Origin of the sequence: Streptomyces sp. NPDC093546, assembly GCF_044765045.1 — a bacterium.
GTDB lineage: Bacteria > Actinomycetota > Actinomycetes > Streptomycetales > Streptomycetaceae > Streptomyces.
This window is the reverse complement of sequence record NZ_JBIWJG010000015.1, coordinates 120,304-138,152: the sequence shown is the minus strand read 5'-3', so window position 1 is coordinate 138,152 and position 17,849 is coordinate 120,304. Positions and strand designations below refer to the sequence as shown.

Here is a 17,849-nt window from a genome sequence, read left to right as displayed (position 1 = left end):
GGAAAGGAACCGCATCGTATGCATGGCGAACCCATAGCCGTCGTCGGCCTGTCCTGCCGCTTCCCCGGAGCCGAGGACCCCGACGCCTACTGGCGGTTGCTCGCCGACGGACGCAGCGCCGTGGCCGACAATCCCCCGGCCGACCGGCCGGACGGAGTCGTGACCGGCGACAGGGGCGGGTTCCTCGACACCGTCGACCGCTTCGACCCGGCCTTCTTCGGCATCGCGCCGCGCGAGGCCGCGATGACGGATCCGCAGCAGCGGCTGGTGCTGGAGCTGGGCTGGGAGGCGCTGGAGCACGCGGGCATCGTCCCCGCCTCGCTGCGGGACGGGGGCACGGGCGACACGGGCGTCTTCATCGGTGCGATGACGGGCGACTACGCCCACCTGGTGCACCGGGCGGGCGACCAGGGTTCTTCCGTCGTCACGCACCACTCCTTCACCGGGCTGAGCCGCGGCCTGATCGCCAACCGCCTCTCGTACGTCCTCGGCCTGCGCGGCCCGAGCCTGACGGTCGACGCCGGGCAGGCGTCCTCCCTGGTCGCGGTGCACACGGCGTGCCAGAGTCTGCGGGCCGGTGAGTGCGGGGTCGCGCTGGCGGGCGGCGTGGAGCTGGCTCTCGCGCCCGAAAGCGCCGTCCTGGTCCAGAAGTTCGGCGGGCTGTCGCCGGACGGACGGTGCTTCACCTTCGACGCGCGCGCCAACGGTTTCGTACGGAGCGAGGGCGGCGCCGTCGTCGTCCTCAAGCCGCTCTCGCGCGCTCTGGCGGACGGCGACCGCGTCCTGGCCGTACTGCGCGGCAGCGCCTTCACCCACGACGGCGGCGGTGACGGGCTGACGGTCCCCCGCGAGGAGGCGCAGCGCGAGGTGCTGCTCCGCGCCTGCGAGCGGGCCGGAACGGAGCCCGCGGACATCCAGTACGTCGAGTTGCACGGTACGGGCACGGCGGTCGGCGACCCGGTCGAGGCGGCCGCCCTGGGGGCCGTGTTCGGCGCCGCGCGTGCGGGGGCGCCGGACGGTGGGTGCCTGCTGGTCGGCTCGGCCAAGACGAACCTGGGGCACCTCGGGGCGGCGGCGGGCATGGCCGGGCTCCTGAAGGTGGTGCTGTCGGCCGACCACGGCCGGCTCCCGCCGAGCCTCAACTACGCCACGCCGAACCCGCGCATCCCGCTCACCGACCTCCGTCTGCGGGTGAACGACACGCTGAGCCCCTGGCCCCGCCCGGACGAACCGGTCGCGGGCGTCTCGGCGTTCGGCATCGGCGGCACGAACTGCCACATCGTCGTGTCCGCGCCGCCGCCCGGTGCGCGACCCCACAGGGAGCCGGGACCGGCCGCCTTCCGGGCCTCCGCCCTCCCGTGGGTGGTGTCCGGGCAGAGCGAGGCGGCCCTGCGCGCGCAGGCGGACCGGCTGCGCGCGTACGCCTCCCGTACCGAGGACGCGCTCACCGACATCGGCCACTCGCTGGCGGTGTCACGGACCGCGTTCCGGCACCGGGCCGTCGTCCTGGCCGGCACACGCGAGGAGTTCACCGCCGAACTGGCCGCCCTGGCGGGTGGTGAGCCGTCATCGTCCCTCAGGGGGGTGGCGGGGCCGCTGGAGCGGGTCGTGTTCGTCTTCCCCGGGCTGGACCCTGGGCTGGAGCCCGCCGGAGCGTGGGCCCCCGGCCCGGTCGTCGACGGGCTTCTCGACGCCTCGGACGTCTTCCGTGAGAGCGTCGGCGCCTGCGCCCGCGCGTTCGCGCCGTACCTGGACCGGCCGCTGGAGGAGGTGCTGCGCGGGGCGCCCGGCACGGCCGAGGCACCCGGCGCGCCCGCGCTGTTCGCCGTCATGGTGGGCCTCGCCGACCTGTGGCGGTCCTTCGGCGTGCGGCCGGCCGCCGCCCTCGGCCACGCCGGGGGCGAGCTCGCCGCCGGGTACGTGACCGGCGCCCTGTCCCTGGAAGAGGCCGCCCGGGCGGTGGCCGAAGGCCCGCACACGCGCGCGGAGGGGGACCAGGGGATGGCGGAGTTCCGCCGTGCCGTGCGCTCCCTCGCCGACCACGACGCCTTCGTCGACGTCGGTCCGGAGCCGCTGCTGGTCCCGGCCGTCCGCGAGGCCCTGGAGGGCGCGGACCCGGCCGCCGTCGTGGTGGAGTCGCTGTGCCGTGGGGAGGAGGACGGGCCGCGGGGCTTCCTGAGGTCCCTGGCCCGGTTGTACGTCGGCGGCGCGGCGGTGGACTGGCGGCCGGTGTTCCCGCGCGACGCCGCGGTGGTCGGCCTGCCGACGTACGCCTTCCAGCGGCGCCGGTGCTGGGTCGGCGAGGCGGCCGCCGAGGAGTCCGGTCCCGCGACGGCCACCGAGCCGCAAGGGGCGGCCCTCGACCTGCGCGGCCACGCCCCCGACGAGGCGGCGCGCCTCGCCCTCCACCTGGTGGCCTCCGAAGTGGCGGTGGTCCTGGGCCTCGACCCGGCCGACACCGTCGATCCGGCCGCCACCTTCCAGGAGCTGGGGTTCGACTCCGTCACGGGGGTGGAGCTCTCCAAGAGGCTCGCGGCCGCCACCGGGCTGCCGCTGCCCGAGACGCTGATCTACGACCATCCGTCGCCGCAGCGACTCGCCGCCCACCTCGTGGCCGAAATCGCCGAAGTCTCCGGAGCGCCCGAAGTGGCCCACGTGGCCGAAGCAGTCGGCGAGGCCGAGCCCGTACCCGTCCAGTCACCGGCGACGCCCGCGCCCTCGGCCGGTGACGACCCGGTGGCCGTCGTGTCGATGGCCTGCCGCTTCCCCGGCGGCGTGTCGTCCCCCGAGGAGCTGTGGCGGCTGCTGCTGGACGAGCGGGACGCGGTCTCCCCCTCCCCCACCAACCGCGGCTGGGGCGGCGGATCCCCGTGGGAGGGCGGCTTCCTCCACGACGCCGACCTGTTCGACGCGGAGTTCTTCGGCATCAGCCCCCGCGAGGCCACCGGCATGGACCCGCAGCAGCGGCTGCTGCTGGAGACGGTGTGGGAGACCGTCGAGCGGGCCGGCATCGACCCGGAGGCGCTGCGCGACAGCGCCACCGGCGTCTACGTGGGTGCCATGGCGCAGGATTACGGCCCCCGGCTGCACGAGGCGGACGACCGCAGCGGCGGCCATCTGCTCACCGGCAGCTCCACCAGCGTGATCTCGGGCCGGGTCGCCTACACCTTCGGCCTTCAGGGCCCGGCCGTCACCGTCGACACCGCCTGCTCCTCGTCGCTGGTGGCCGTGCACCTGGCCGCGCAGGCGCTGCGCGCGGGCGAGTGCGATGTGGCGCTGGCCGGCGGGGTGACGGTGATGGCGAGCCCCGGCATGTTCGTGGAGTTCGGCCGGCAGGGCGGGCTGTCGCCGAGCGGCCGCTGCAAGGCGTTCGCGGACGCGGCGGACGGCACCGGTTGGGCCGAGGGCGTGGGCGTCCTGCTCCTGGAGCGGCTGTCCGACGCCCGCCGCCACGGCCATGAGGTCCTGGCGCTGGTCCGGGGCTCGGCGGTCAACCAGGACGGCGCCAGCAACGGCCTGACCGCCCCCAACGGCCCCTCCCAGGAGCGGGTGATCCGGCGTGCCCTCGCCATGGCGGGGCTGTCGGGCGCGGACGTCGACGCCGTCGAGGCGCACGGCACCGGCACGCGCCTGGGCGATCCGGTCGAGGCGCAGGCGCTGCTGGCCACGTACGGGCACGACCGTCCCGCCGGGCGGCCGCTGTTCCTGGGGTCTTTGAAGTCCAACATCGGGCACGCGCAGGCGGCCGCCGGGGTCGGCGGCGTGATCAAGATGGTGCTGGCGATGCGGCACGGGCTGCTGCCGCGCACCCTGCACGTCGACCGGCCGTCGACGCGCATCGACTGGGGCACGGGCGCGGTGGCGCTGCTGACGGAGGCGACGCCGTGGCCGGAGCGCGACCGTCCGCGCCGGGCGGGCGTCTCGTCGTTCGGCATCAGCGGCACCAACGCCCATGTCGTGCTGGAGCAGGCGCCCGCCGACGACCGCGCCGAACCGCCTCCGCCTCGCGTCCCCGAGACACTGGCGGGGCCGGTGCCGTGGGTGCTCTCCGCGCGGGGCGAGGAGGCGCTGCGCGCCCGGGCCCGGCAGCTGCGGGAGCTGCGGGAGCTGCGGCAGCCGGGTCGGGAGGTGCGGCAGCCGGCTGCGGACACCCCCGAGCCGCCGTCCGCGGCGGACGTCGGCCTCTCCCTGGCCACCACCCGCCCGGCGCTCACCGACCGCGCCGTCGTCCTGGGCGAGGGGGTGACCGGCGCCGAGGCGTACGGCGGGCTGCTCGCCGGGCTGGACGCGCTGGCGCGCGGGGAGGCGTCCTCGGCGGGGAACGTGGTCACGGGCCGGGCGGGCGCGGGCGGTGAGACCGCCTTCCTCTTCACCGGGCAGGGCAGCCAGCGGCCGGGCATGGGCCGGGAGCTGTACGAGACGTACCCGGCGTTCGCCGAGGCCTTCGACGACCTCTGCGCCACGATGGACCCCCATCTGGACGTGCCGCTCAAGGACCTGGTCCTGGACGACGAGGGGCATCTCGGGCACCTGCTCGACGAGACGCGCTACACCCAGCCCGCGCTGTTCGCCCTGGAGGTGGCGCTGTACCGGCTGGTGGAGCGGTTCGGGGTGGTGCCGGACCATCTGCTGGGGCACTCCGTCGGCGAGCTCGCGGCGGCGCACGTCGCTGGCGTCCTGTCCCTCGACGACGCCTGCGCCCTCGTCGCCGCGCGCGGGCGGCTGATGCAGTCCGCGCGGGAGGGCGGCGCCATGGCCGCCGTCCAGGCCACCGAGGACGAGCTCGGCCCCACCCTCGCCGCCCACGGCGGACGGGTGGTCGTCGCCGCCGTCAACGGGCCCCGCTCGGTGGTGGTCTCCGGTGACGAACGGGCCGTGGCGGAGGTCGAGTCCCACTGGCGGGACGCCGGGCGGCACACCACGCGCCTCCGCGTCAGCCACGCCTTCCACTCGCCCCACATGGACGGGATCCTCGACGCGTTCCGCGAGGTGGCCGCGGGCGTGTCCTTCGCGCCGCCGTCCCTTCCCGTGGTCTCCAACGTCACCGGACGGCCCGCCACCGCCGAACAGCTGACGAGCCCCGACTACTGGGTGCGGCAGCTGCGGGAGACGGTCCGCTTCGCCGACGGGGTGCGCTCCCTGGAGGACGACGGGGTCACCACCTTCCTCGAACTGGGCCCGGACGGGATCCTCTCCGCGCTCGTCGGTGCGAACCTGACCAGGGAGCACGACGAGGACGTGGTCGCCGTGCCGCTGCTGCGCCACGGGCGGCCCGAGGCCCGGACGTTCGTGGAGGGGCTGGCGCGGGCGTACGTCAACGGCGTCGACGTCGACTGGAGCGGGTTCTTCCCGGGCGGGCGGAAGGTCCCGCTCCCCACGTATCCGTACCAGCGTAAGCGCTTCTGGCTTCCGGTGCCGTCCGCGCGCCCCGGGCCGCGCTCCGGCGCGGGGCGGCACCCGCTGCTGGACGACGGCGCGGAACTGGCCGAAGGCGGCGGATGGGTGTTCACCGGACGGCTCGACCCGGCGGCCGCGCCCTGGCTCCTGGACCACACCATCAAGGGTGAGCCGCTGCTGCCCGGCGTGGCCGTCGCCGAGCTGGCGCTGTACGCGGCACGCCGGGCGGGCGGGGACCACGTGTCCGACCTGACCCTGGAGGCGCCGTTGGCGCTCTCCCCCACCGACGCCGTGGAGATCCAGCTCCTGGTGGGCCCTCCGGCCGAGGGCGGGGCTCGTACCGTGGCCCTCTACGCCCGGCCCGAGGGCGTACGGGGCGCCGAGTGGGCCCGGCACGCCACCGGCACGCTCGGTACAGGAGCGGCCGACCCCACGGGACTCACCGAGTGGCCTCCGCCGGGCTCATCGCCCGTCTCCCTGGAGGGCCTCTACCCGCGCCTGGCGGAGCGGGGTTACGCGTACGGGCCCGCCTTCCGGAACCTGCGTGCGGTATGGCGCCAAGGGGCCGCCCTGTACGCGGAGGTGGCCGAGGGGCACGCCGAGGGTGACGCCGGAGGTGGTGCCGGTTTCCTGCTCCATCCGGCCGCCCTGGATGCCGCGTTGCACGCGCTGCTGGGCGAAGAGGACCGGTTCGTCGTCCCCTTCGCGTGGACGGGCCTGACCGCGCACACGGCTCCCGGCCGCGCCGCGGGCCCCCTGCGCGTACGGTTCCTTCCGCGCGAGGCCGAACCCGGAACCGGCCCCGGTGCGACCGGACCCGACACGTACGCGGTCCTGATCGCCGACGGGGACGGAACGCCCCTGCTCAGCGCGGAAGGCCTGGCCCTGCGGGAGATGGCCGGGTCGGCTGCCGACGGGCTGTTCGCCGTGGAGTGGGCGGAGCGGGGCACCCCGCCGGAAACCGCCCCGTCCGGCGTGTGGGCGGTCGTCGGTGACGGCACCGGCCTGGCCGACGCGGTACGGGCGTCGTCGGGTGTGACGGTGTCCGCGTACGAGGACCTGGAGGCGCTGCGCCTCGCGCTGGACGCGGCCGGGACCGGCGCCGAGGTGCCCTCCGTCGTCATCGCCACGGCGCCGAAGGGTCCCGAGGCGGCCTCCCCGGCCGCGTCCGCCGCCCGGGTGGGGCACGCGGCGCTGGAGCTGGTCCAGCGCTGGCTCACGGAGGCGCGGTTCGCCGACTCCCGGCTGGTCCTCGTCACGACGGGCGCCGTCGCGGTGTCCGACGGCGAGACGCCCGACCCGGCCCAGACGCCGGTGTGGGGGCTGGTCCGGGCCGCCCAGTGGGAACACCCGGGCCGCTTCACGCTGCTCGACACCGACGGGCACCCGGACTCCGCCCGCGCGCTGGCGAGCGCCACCGCGTCGGACGAGCCGCAACTCGCCCTCCGCGCGGGCACGGTGTCGGTCCCGGCGCTGCGCCGGTTCCGACCGGAGCCCCACGGCCCCTCGGCGCCGCCGCCGTTCGGCGCGGACGGCCACGTACTGATCACCGGCGGTCTGGGCGCCCTGGGCCGCCTGGTCGCCCGCCACCTGGTGGACCGGCACGGCGTACGGCGGCTGCTGCTGACCGGGCGGCGCGGCGAACACACCCCCGGCTCCGCCGAGTTCACCGCCCAGCTGCGCGCGGCGGGTGCCGAGGTGACCGTCGCGGCCTGCGATGTGGCCGACCGGGAGGCGCTGGCCGCCCTGCTCGCGGCCGTCGACCCCGCGCACCCGCTGACGGGCGTGGTGCACGCGGCGGGCGTGCTGGACGACGCCCTCGTGGACGCGCTCACGCCCGAGCGCATGGACCGGGTGCTGCGCCCCAAGGCGGACGCGGCCGTCCACCTCCACGAACTGACCCGGGACCTCGGGCTGTCGGCGTTCGTACTCTTCTCGTCCGTCATCGGCCTGCTCGGCAACGGCGGGCAGGGCAACTACGCGGCGGCCAACGCCTTCCTCGACGGCCTGGCCCGCCTGCGCCACGCCGAGGGGCTGCCCGCCGTGTCGCTGGCGTGGGGCCCCTGGGCCGCCGAGGGCGGCATGGCCGGGCAGGCGGGCGAGACCAACCTCAACCGCCTGGCGCGCGCGGGCCTGGCGCCCCTGTCCGACGCCGAGGCCCTGGCCCTCTTCGACGCGGGCTGCGCCGCCGGCGTACCCGTACTGGCGGCGGCCCGCCTGGACTTGCGCTCCCTGGACGCGGACACGGCGCCGCCCCTGCTGCGCGGCCTGGTGCCGGCGCGGCGCGACGCGTCGGGCGCCCCGGCGGCGGCACCCGGCGCCGCCGAGGACCGGTCGGCCGCGCTGCGGCAGCGGCTGGAGCAGGCTCCGGAAGGGGAGCACCGCCACATCCTGCTGGAGGCGGTACGGGCGGAGGCCGCGGCCACGCTGGGGCATGGCACGCCGGACAGGGTGACGGCGGACCGCCGCTTCCAGGACCTCGGGTTCGACTCGCTGACCGCGATCGAGCTGCGCAACCGGCTGACGGCGGCGACCGGCGTGAAGCTGCCGCCCACGCTGGTCTTCGACCACCCCACCCCGGGCGCGCTGGCCGACCGGCTGCGTACCGAACTCGCCCCGGCCACCGGTCCGGAAGCCACCGGCCCGGCGGGCGCGGGCCCGGGTTCCGACCCGGCCGACTTCGACTCGATGGACGTCGACCACCTGGTGCGCGCGGCACTGGGCGACAGCGGCAGCGACCGCGACGACGGCGAAAGCGGCGACGGCGAAAGCGGCGACGGCGAAAGCGGCGACGACGGCGAGAACTGACCCACGGAGCCCGGCCCACGGAGCCCCGGAGCTACGGAGAGACGCGATGGCACCCACATCCCCCGAACAGATCGTCGAGGCCCTGCGGGCCGCTCTGAAGGAGAACGAGCGGCTGCGGGGGGAGAACGCCCGCCTCGCGGGAGGCGGCGACGAGCCCGTCGCGATCGTCGGGATGGCCTGCCGCTACCCGGGCGGGGTGCGCTCCCCGCAGGATCTGTGGCAGCTCGTCCTCGACGAGGTGGACGCCGTCGGCCCGTTCCCCACGGACCGGGGCTGGGACCTGGCCGCCCTCTACGACCCGGACCCCGACAAGCCGGGCACGTCGTACGCCAAAGAGGGCGGGTTCCTCTACGACGCCGCGCTGTTCGACGCGGGCTTCTTCGGCATCTCGCCGCGCGAGGCGCAGGCGATCGACCCGCAGCAGCGGCTGCTGCTGGAGACGGCGTGGGAGGCGTTCGAGCACGCGGGCGTGGACCCGGCGTCCCTGCGCGGCAGCCGCACCGGCGTGTTCGTGGGCACCATGTACGACGACTACGGCGCGCGTCTGTCCCCCGCGCCGGAGGAGTTCGAGGGGTACCTGCTGACGGGCAGCACCGGCAGCGTGGCGTCCGGCCGGATCGCGTACACCCTGGGCCTCCAAGGCCCGGCCGTCACCGTCAACACGGCGTGTTCCTCGTCGCTGGTGGCGCTGCACCTGGCGTGCGCGTCGCTGCGGCGGCGGGAGTGCGCGCTGGCGCTGGCGGGCGGGGCGACGGTGATGGCGACGCCGATGCCGTTCGTGGAGTTCAGCCGGCAGCGCGGGCTGGCGCCCGACGGCCGGTGCAAGTCCTTCTCGGCGGAGGCGGACGGCACCGGCTGGTCCGAGGGCGCCGGGCTGCTGGTGGTGGAGCGGCTGTCGGACGCCCGCCGCCTGGGCCATCCCGTCCTGGCCGTGGTGCGGGGCTCGGCGGTCAACCAGGACGGCGCGAGCAACGGCCTGACCTCGCCCAGCGGCCCCGCCCAGGAGGAGCTGATCCGGGAGGCGCTCGCCGCCGCGGGCGTCACGGCCGACGAGGTCGACGCCGTCGAGGCGCACGGCACCGGGACACCACTGGGCGACCCCATCGAGGCGCAGGCGCTCCTGGCGACGTACGGCAGCGCCCGTCCGGCCGACCGGCCGCTGCTGCTGGGCTCGCTGAAGTCGAACATCGGCCACGCCCAGGCGGCGGCCGGGGTCGGCGGCATCATCAAGACGGTGATGGCGATGCGCCACGGCGTCCTGCCCCGGACCCTGCACGCCGAGGAGCCGTCCCCGCACGTGGACTGGTCGAGCGGGGCGGTCGCGCTGCTGAGCGAGGCGGCGCCGTGGCCGGAGCGGGGGCGTCCGCGCCGGGCGGCGGTGTCGTCGTTCGGCATCAGCGGGACGAACGCGCACGTCGTCCTGGAGCAGGCTCCGGAGCCGGCGCCGGACCCCCGGGAGCGAGGGGAGGCGCGCGCACCGCTGCCCGCCGTACCGTGCCTGCTGTCCGCGACCGGCGAGCCCGCCCTGCGCGAACAGGCGGCCCGCCTCTACCGGCACCTGTCCGCCGATCCGGGCGCGGACCTCACCGATGTCGGGTTCTCGCTGGCGACGACCCGCGCCCGCCTGCCCCACCGCGCGGTGCTGGTGGCGGAGGACCGGGACCGCCTCCTCGACGGGCTCAACGCCCTGTCGGGCGGGGCCGACGAGCGGCCCGGCCTGGTCCGGGGCAGGGCGACCGACGGCAGGACCGCGTTCCTCTTCACCGGGCAGGGCGCCCAGCACGCGCGGATGGGGCAGGAGCTGTATGGGGCGTTCCCGGCGTACGCGGCCGCCTTCGACGCCGTCGCCGGGGCGTTGGACGGGCATCTGGACCGGCCCTTGCGGGAGGTGGTGTTCGCGCCGGAGGGTTCCGCCGAGGCGGGGCTGCTGGACCGCACGGAGTACACGCAGCCCGCGCTGTTCGCGTACGAGGTGGCGCTCTTCCGCCTCCTGGAGTCCTGGGGCGTACGGCCGGACGCGGTGCTGGGCCATTCGGTGGGAGCCCTGGCGGCCGTCCACGTGGCCGGGGTGCTGTCCCTGGAGGACGCGGCCGCGCTGGTGGCGGCCCGGGGGCGGATCATGCAGGAACTCCCGCCCGGCGGGGCCATGGTGGCGCTGCGCGCCTCGGAGGAGGAGGCCGCTGGGCTGCTGGCGGGGGCCGGGGAGTACGCGGGCCGGGTGTCGGTGGCGGCGGTGAACGGCCCCGCCGCGACCGTGCTGTCCGGCGACCGGGAGGCGCTCGCCGCCGTCGTCGAGCGCTTCGAGGCGGGTGGCGGCAAGGCGGTGTGGCTGCGCGTCAGCCACGCCTTCCACTCGCCGCTGATGGAACCGGCGCTGGAGCGGCTCCGCGCGGTCGCGGCGGGCGTGACCTGCCGGCAGGCGCGCTTCACCGTCGTGTCGGACCACACCGGGCGGCCCGTGGAGCGGGACGAGCTCGCGGATCCGGAGTACTGGGTGCGCCACGCCCGCCACACCGTGCGCTTCCGGGACGGGGTGCACGCCCTCGCAGGGGTGGGCTGCACGCGGTTCCTGGAGGTCGGCCCGGCGGCGGTCCTGACGGCGATGGCCGCCGACTGCCTCACCGATGCCGAGGGGGCCCGGCGGGAGCTGGTCGCGGCCGCGCCGCCCGGGCAGCCGGAGCCCGTGTCGCTGCTGGCCGCCGTCTCCCGGATGCACGTGTGCGGCGCCGAGGTCGACTGGGCGGCGGTCTTCGCGGGGCGCGGTGCCCGGCGCGTCGAGCTGCCGACGTACCCCTTCCAGCGGGACGCCTACTGGCTGGACGGCAGCGCTGACACGGCCGAGGTGCGGGCGGAGGCCCTTCGTCCTTCGGCCGCGTTCCCTGGCACGCTGGACCATCCGCTGCTGACGGACGCCACCGACGTCCCGGAGCCGGAAGGGCTGCTGCTCGCCGGTCGGCTGTCGTGCGGAACGCACCCGTGGGTGGCCGGCCACCGGGTGGCGGGCGAGGTGCTGCTGCCGGGCACGGCGCTGCTGGACCTGGTGGCGCGGGCGGGACATGAGGCGGGCTGCGACCTGGTGGAGGAGCTGGTCCTCCAGGCTCCCGTAATCGTTCCGGAGGAGGGCGAGGTCGAGCTGCGGGTGTTCGTGGCGGCGGCCGACGTCTCGGGCCGCCGTGCGGTCGCCGTGCACTCCCGGGCGGCCGGTGCGTGGGTGCGCAACGCCCACGGCACGGTCGGCCGTTCGGGCCCCGGCGCACCGGTACCGATCGCCCTGACGGCCTGGCCCCCGCCCGATGCGGCGCCCGTACCGGTCGACGGGTTCTACGAGGACCTCGCCGCCAAGGGGCTGGAGTACGGGCCCGAGTTCCGTTCCGTACGGGCCCTGTGGCGGCGCGGGCAGGAGCTGTTCGCCGAGGTGGCGCTCGGGGAGCGGCGGCCGTCCGGCTGGAAGTCGTACGGCGTGCACCCGGCGCTGCTGGACGCGGCCCTGCACCCCCTGCCGTACGACGCGGGCCACGGTCTCGTGCCGTACGTGTGGTCGGGGGTGCGGTTCCACGGCGGCGCGGACGCCCGGCTGCGGGTGCGGCTGGCCCCGGCGGGCACGCGCGCGGTGGCGGTGGACGTGGCCGACGGCGAGGGGCGTCCGGTGGTGTCGGTCGCGTCACTGGCGCTGCGGCCCCTTTCGGAGCGCGGGGCGGAGGTGGCCGAGAACACCGACAGTGCCGACGGCCTGTTCGTACCGTCCTGGACACCCCTCCCCACGCTGCCGGAGGCGGCGGCCGTACGGGAGGAGGCCTGGGCCCTGCTGGGCGACAGCCCGGAGGAGCTCGGGACGGAGGCCCTGTACGTCCACCCCGACTGGGACTCGCTGACCGGCGCGCTCGCCTCGGGCGGGCCGGTCCCGGACGTGATCCTGCTGCCCTGCGGCGGTACGGCTCCGACCGCCAGTTCGGTACGGGAGCTGCTGCACCGCGTCCTGGGCGTCGCCCAGCGGCTCGTGACCGACGAACGGCTCGCGGGTGCGCGGCTCGTGGTGCTCACGCGCGGCGCGGTCGCCGTGGGCGGCGATCAGCAGGCCGACGGGGTGGCGCACCGGGCCGTGTGGGGCCTGGTGCGTGCGGCGCAGAGCGAGCACCCGGACCGGTTCACGCTGATCGACACGGACGGGACGCCCGCCTCCCGCCGGGCGCTCGCGGCGGCGGTGGCCTGCGGCGAGCCCCAACTGGCCCTGCGTGGCGGCACCGCCCACCGCCCCACCCTCACTCCGGACGGCACGGCCCGGCTGCGTCCGCCCGCCGACGCTCCGCACTGGCGGCTGGACTACGTCGCCAAGGAGTCCTTCGACCACCTCGTCCTCGCGCCCTGGCCGGAGGCGGGGGCCCCGCTCGCCGAGGGCCAGGTGCGGGTACGGCTGCGGGCGGCGGGGCTCAACTTCCGTGACGTGCTGCTCGCGCTGGGCATGATCCCGCCGTCCGTGGACCCGGACGCGGGCGGCCCTGGCCAGGGCGGCGAGGGCGCGGGGGTGGTGACCGAGGTCGGCCCGGGCGTGACGGGGCTGCGCCCCGGCGACCGGGTGATGGGCCTGTTCTCCGGCGTGGGACCGGTCTCGGTGACGGACCACCGGCTGGTGTGCCCGATCCCCGAGGGCTGGTCGTTCCGGCAGGCGGCGGCGGTGCCGGTGGCGTACCTGACGGCGTACTACGGGCTGGTGGACCTGGCGGGCCTGCGCCCGGGCGAGGCGGTCCTCGTCCACGCGGGGACCGGCGGGGTCGGCACCGCCGCCCTCCAGCTCGCCCGCCACCTGGGCGCCGAGGCCTACGCCACGGCGAGCCCGGCGAAGTGGGACGCGCTGCGCGCGGCGGGCCTGCCGGACGAGCGCATCGCCTCCTCCCGCACGCTCGACTTCGAGCGGCGGTTCCTGGACGCCACCGGCGGCCGGGGCGTGGACGTGGTGCTCAACTGCCTGGCCGGGGAGTACACGGACGCGTCACTGCGGCTGCTGCCGCGCGGCGGCCGGTTCCTGGAGATGGGCAAGACCGACCGGCGCGACGCGGACGGGGTGGCCGCGCGCCACCCGGGCGTGGTCTACCGCGCCTACGACGTGCGCGAACCCGGCCCGGACCGCATCCAGGAGATGCTCACCACCTTGCGGGAGCTGTTCGCCCGGGGAGCGCTCCAGCCGCCGCCGGTCTCGTCGTGGCCCGTCGGCCACGCCCCGGAGGCCTTCCGGTACCTGGGCGAGGCGCGGCACGTCGGGAAGGTCGTCCTCGGCCTGCCGGAAGACGACGAGCCCTGGGACCGGGACCGCGCCGTGCTGATCACGGGCGGCTTCGGCTGGCTGGGCCGGCTCGTCGCCCGGCACCTCGTCACCGAACACGGCGTGCGGCAGCTGGTGTTGATGGGCCGCCGCGTCCAGGAGGACGCCGCCGCCGAGCTGAGCCGCCTGGGCGCCGACGTCCGCACGGTGGCGTGCGACGCGGCGGACCGGGACGCGCTGGCCGCCGCCCTGGCCGGTCTCGCCGGTGAGGGCGTACGCGTCGGGGGCGTGATCCACGCGGCGGGCGTCCTGGACGACGGCGTGCTGGCCTCGCTCGCGCCCGAGCAGCTGGACCGGAGCCTGCGGCCCAAGGTGGACGCGGCCCTCCACCTGCACGAGCTCACCCGCGACCTGGACCTCTCCGCCTTCGTGGCGTTCTCGTCGGTCGCCGGGACGCTCGGCTCCGCCGGACAGGCCGGGTACGCGGCGGGCAACGCCTTCCTCGACGGGCTGGTGGAACACCGGCGCGCGGTGGGGCGGCCGGGCGTCTCGGTGGTGTGGGGGCTGTGGGAGGGCGCCGGTATGGGCGCCGGGCTCACCGCCGCCGACACCGCCCGCATCGCGCGGTCGGGCGTCGTGCCGCTCGGCGTCGAGCAGGGCCTCCGGCTCCTCGACGCGGCCGTCCGCCGGGGCGAGCCGGTCGCCGTGGCGGCGCGGTGGAACCTCGACGGAATGGCCGCCGGGGGCGCCGTACCGCCGCCGCTGAGGGACCTGGTGCCCGGTTCCGCGGCCGCCGGTACGGAAGCGGATCCGGCCGCGGCGCCCACCCCGACGGCCCCCGACAGCCTGCTGGACACCGTCTGCCGCGAGACCGCCGCCGTCCTCGGTCACGCCGCCGGCACGGCCGTCGAACCGGACAGCGTCTTCGACCGGATCGGCCTCGACTCGCTGACCGCCGTCGAGCTGCGCAACCGGCTCGCCAAGGCCACCGGCGTACGCCTGCCCGCCACCTTCCTGTACGACTGGCCGACCCCCGCCGACCTGGTGGCCCACCTGCGGGAGGGGACGACATGATCCGTACGTACGACGCCAGGGAAGCGTGCACCGCGCGTCTGGTGTGCTTCCCGCACGCGGGCGGCTGCGCGAGCGCCTTCCGGCCGCTGTCGGCGGCGCTCCCGGACGACATCGAGCTCCTCGCGGTCCAGTACCCGGGTCGGCAGGAGCGGCGGGCGGAGCCGTACGCCGAGGAGATCGGCGCACTCGCCGAGGAGTCGGCGCGGGCGCTCGCGCCGTACGCGGAGCGGCCCCTGTTCCTGCTCGGGCACAGCATGGGCGCGCTGGTGGCGTTCGAGACGGCCCGGCTGCTCGAACAGCGGGGCACCGTGGCGCGGCTGTTCGCGTCCGCCGCCCGGCCCCCGTCGCAGGACTGGGAGGAGCTCGACCTGGACGCGTGCGGCGACGACGCGATCGTGGCCGAACTGCGGCGCCTGGGCGGCGTTCCGGAGCCGGTCCTCCAGGACGAGGAGTCCGTACGGGAGGTGCTGCGGCTGCTGCGCGCCGACCACCGTCCGCTGCGCCGCTACCGCTGTCCGCCGGACGCGGCCGTCGCGGCGTCCGCGACGGTGCTGCTCGGCGCGTCGGACCCGAAGAACAGCGTCGAGCAGGTGCGGGGCTGGCGGCGGCACACCACCGGCGGCTTCACGCTGGACGTGCTGCCCGGCGGTCACTTCTGGCTGACGGACCGGCACGCGGGCGCCGCGCCGCTGCTCACCCGGTACATCCGCGACGATCTGGCGTGAGGGGTGTTCCCATGGTGACTGCCGCCGCCGACCTGGTGCGCGACATCTATCTCGCCGGCCCGGGCGGCGAACGGCCCGCCCTCTCCACGGATCTGACGACCCTGGAGGCGGCGGCGCGCGAGGTGCTGGCGCCGACCGCGTACGGATACGTGGCGGGCGACGCGGGTGTCGGCGCGACCGCCCGGGCGAACCGCGAGGCGTTCGACCGCTGGCGGCTGGTGCCGCGCATGCTGCGCGGCTGCGCCGCCGCGCGCGACCTGGGGGTCGAGCTGTTCGGGCGGCGGCTGCCGGCGCCGGTGCTGCTGGCGCCGGTGGCCGCGCAGACGGTGGTGCACCCCGAGGGCGAGCGGGCCGCGGTCCGGGGTGCGCGCGAGGCCGGGGTGCCGTTCGTGCTGTCGACGCTCTCCTCCCACCGGATGGAGGAGGCGGCGGAGGCGGCCGGGGAGCTGCCGCGCTGGTTCCAGCTGTACTGGCCGTCGGACCGGGAGGTGGCGCGGTCGTTCGTGCGGCGGGCCGAGGAGAGCGGGTACACGGCGCTGGTCGTGACGGTCGACGCGCCGTCCTTCGGGTACCGTCCGGCGGACCTCGACGGCGGGTACCTGCCGTTCCTGCACGGCGCGGGCATCGCCAACTTCACCAGCGACCCGGCGTTCCTGGCGGGGCTGGGCCCGGAACCGGGCGACCAGGAGGTCATCGCGCACTGGGCGCGGGTCTTCGCCCACCCCGCCCTGTGCTGGGACGACCTGCCGTGGCTGCGCGACCTGACCGACCTGCCCCTCCTGCTCAAGGGCATCCTGCACCCGGACGACGCCCGCCAGGCGCTGGACTGCGGCGTGGACGGCCTGGTCGTGTCGAACCACGGCGGGCGCCAGCTCGACGGCTCCGTGGCGTCCCTGGACGCCCTCCCGGCGGTGCGCGCCGCCGTCGGCCCGTCGGTCCCGGTGCTGCTGGACTCGGGCGTGCGCACCGCCGCCGACGTCGTCAAGGCGCTGGCGCTCGGCGCCGACGCGGTGCTGTACGGCAGGCCGTACCTGTACGGCCTGGCGCTGGACGGTCAGCGGGGCGTCGCCCACGTGCTGCGGTGCCTGCTCGCCGAGCTGGACCTGGCGCTTGCCCTCACCGGGTGCGCGGCGGTCGGTGACGTCACGTCCGGTCTGCTCGACCGCGTCCGGGCGTGAGCGGCCGGCGGCGCGGGCGCCGGTACGTTCCGGCGGAGTTCGTGCTGGGCGAGCACCCCCAGCGCGTGGCCCGGCCCACGTCCGGCGACGGGCCCGCCCTGTGGATGGTGGACGCGGGGCGGCAGGGCGAGCGGGGCGTACGGCTCGCCCCCACCGTGCTGGACGCGGCGGAACGGCAGCGGGCGGCGGCCTTCCGGCGGCGCGCTGACCACCGCAGTTACGCCGTGGCGCATGTGGCGCTGCGGCTGCTCCTGGGGGCGTGCCTGGGGGTGGCGCCGCACCGGGTACGGCTGGTGCGGGAGCCCTGTCCGCGCTGCGGCGGCCCGCACGGGCGGCCGGCGGCCGAGGGCGACAGGGGCGTGCACTTCTCCCTCTCGCACAGCGACGATCTGGTGCTGCTGGCGTTCGCCGCCGTGCCGGTCGGCGTGGACGTGCAGAGGGGACCGCGGTACGCGGCGGTGGCCGACGCCCGTTCCGCTCTGCATCCGGCGGAGGTGCGGGAGCTGGCCGCGCTGCCGGAAGCGGAGCGCCCGGCGGCCTTCGCCCGGGCGTGGGTGCGCAAGGAGGCGTACTTGAAGGGCATCGGCACGGGCCTGGCCCGCTCCCCGTCGCTCGACTACGTGGGCACGGGCCCGGACCCGGCGGACGGCCCGCCGGGGTGGAGGGTCTCCGACGTGGTGGTGCCGGAGGACTTCACGGCCGCGGTGGCGGTGCGGCGGAGCCCGTGAGGATCAGCCGCTCGGCGGCGCGGCGTCGCCGCTGACGACCAGGCGTTCCGCGGCAGCCCGTGCCGCGGCCAGCGCCGCTTCCCGGTCGGTGCCGCGCTGGCTGAGGACGACGCGGGTGCTGAGTCCGTCGAGGAGCGCGAGCAGCAGGTCGGCCCGGTCCGGGATCTGCTCCGGGGTGATCCCGAAGCGCCCCTGGGCGACGCCCTTGGCGAGGAGCGCCTCCAAGTCGGTCTGCCAGGCGCGGTCCAGCTCCTCCTGCGCGTCCCGCAGCGGGCCCTCCCCCGTCGTACGGGCCCAGAGCTCGATCCACAGCGTCCAGCGCGGGTCGCGGGGTCCGCGCGGCAGGTACATCCCGAAGAACAGGTCCAGCTTGCGTTCGGCGGTGGTACGGCGCGTGAGCAGGGCCCGCCGCTCTTCGCCGAGCGCGGTCTCGCTCCAGCGCAGGGCCTCCAGCAGCAGCCGGTCCTTGCTGCCGAAGTAGTACAGGATGTGGCCGCCGCTGGTGCCGAGGCGTTCGGCGAGGGACGCCATGGTGAGGGAGGCCAGGCCGTCCTCGGCGATGACCGTCATGGCCTCTTCGAGCATCCGCTCCTGCGCGATGCGTCCGTCCCGCCGCCGCGCCGTTGCCGCCACGCTCCCATTCCTCCAGTCGGCCGCCACCTTGTCGTGCTGTCCGTCGTGA

General features: G+C 76.5%; 6 protein-coding genes. 5 read left to right on the top strand and 1 reads right to left on the bottom strand.

The window, feature by feature from the left end; genetic code table 11:
- Positions 1-18: 18 nt before the first annotated feature.
- From ACIRNI_RS27065 to ACIRNI_RS27045, 5 genes are all read left to right on the top strand, one after another.
- Positions 19-8,205 (top strand): type I polyketide synthase, encoded by an 8,187-nt coding sequence (locus ACIRNI_RS27065; protein WP_403555210.1) that lies wholly within the window; start codon positions 19-21, stop codon positions 8,203-8,205.
- Positions 8,206-8,275: 70 nt separating this feature from the next.
- The gene (locus tag ACIRNI_RS27060) at positions 8,276-14,536 is read left to right on the top strand and encodes an SDR family NAD(P)-dependent oxidoreductase (RefSeq protein WP_403555280.1); all 6,261 of its coding nucleotides are present in this window, start codon (positions 8,276-8,278) and stop codon (positions 14,534-14,536) included.
- On the top strand, positions 14,533-15,261 hold the full coding sequence (locus tag ACIRNI_RS27055; RefSeq protein WP_403555208.1) for a thioesterase II family protein: 729 nt from the start codon (positions 14,533-14,535) through the stop codon (positions 15,259-15,261). The genes ACIRNI_RS27060 and ACIRNI_RS27055 overlap by 4 nt, the downstream gene beginning before the upstream one ends.
- 11 nt (positions 15,262-15,272) lie before the next feature.
- Positions 15,273-16,439 carry an alpha-hydroxy-acid oxidizing protein gene (locus ACIRNI_RS27050; RefSeq protein WP_403555206.1) on the top strand — a complete coding sequence of 389 codons (1,167 nt, stop codon included), beginning with the start codon at positions 15,273-15,275 and terminating at the stop codon, positions 16,437-16,439.
- Complete coding sequence (locus ACIRNI_RS27045; RefSeq protein ID WP_403555204.1) at positions 16,436-17,167, top strand: 4'-phosphopantetheinyl transferase family protein; 732 nt, start codon at positions 16,436-16,438, stop codon at positions 17,165-17,167. Before ACIRNI_RS27050 ends, ACIRNI_RS27045 begins: the two co-directional genes overlap by 4 nt.
- Positions 17,168-17,170: 3 nt before the next feature.
- Here the strand turns inward: ACIRNI_RS27045 and ACIRNI_RS27040 are convergent, their stop codons facing one another.
- A complete protein-coding gene (locus ACIRNI_RS27040; RefSeq protein WP_403555202.1) occupies positions 17,171-17,800 on the bottom strand; it encodes a TetR/AcrR family transcriptional regulator in 630 nt (209 codons plus the stop codon).
- Positions 17,801-17,849 lie beyond the last annotated feature (49 nt).

Coding starts and splice junctions, on each gene's coding strand:
- ACIRNI_RS27065 (WP_403555210.1), top strand. CDS start 19: ATGCATGGCGAACCCATAGCCGTCGTCGGCCTGTCCTGCCGCTTCCCC.
- ACIRNI_RS27055 (WP_403555208.1), top strand. CDS start 14,533: ATGATCCGTACGTACGACGCCAGGGAAGCGTGCACCGCGCGTCTGGTG.
- ACIRNI_RS27050 (WP_403555206.1), top strand. CDS start 15,273: ATGGTGACTGCCGCCGCCGACCTGGTGCGCGACATCTATCTCGCCGGC.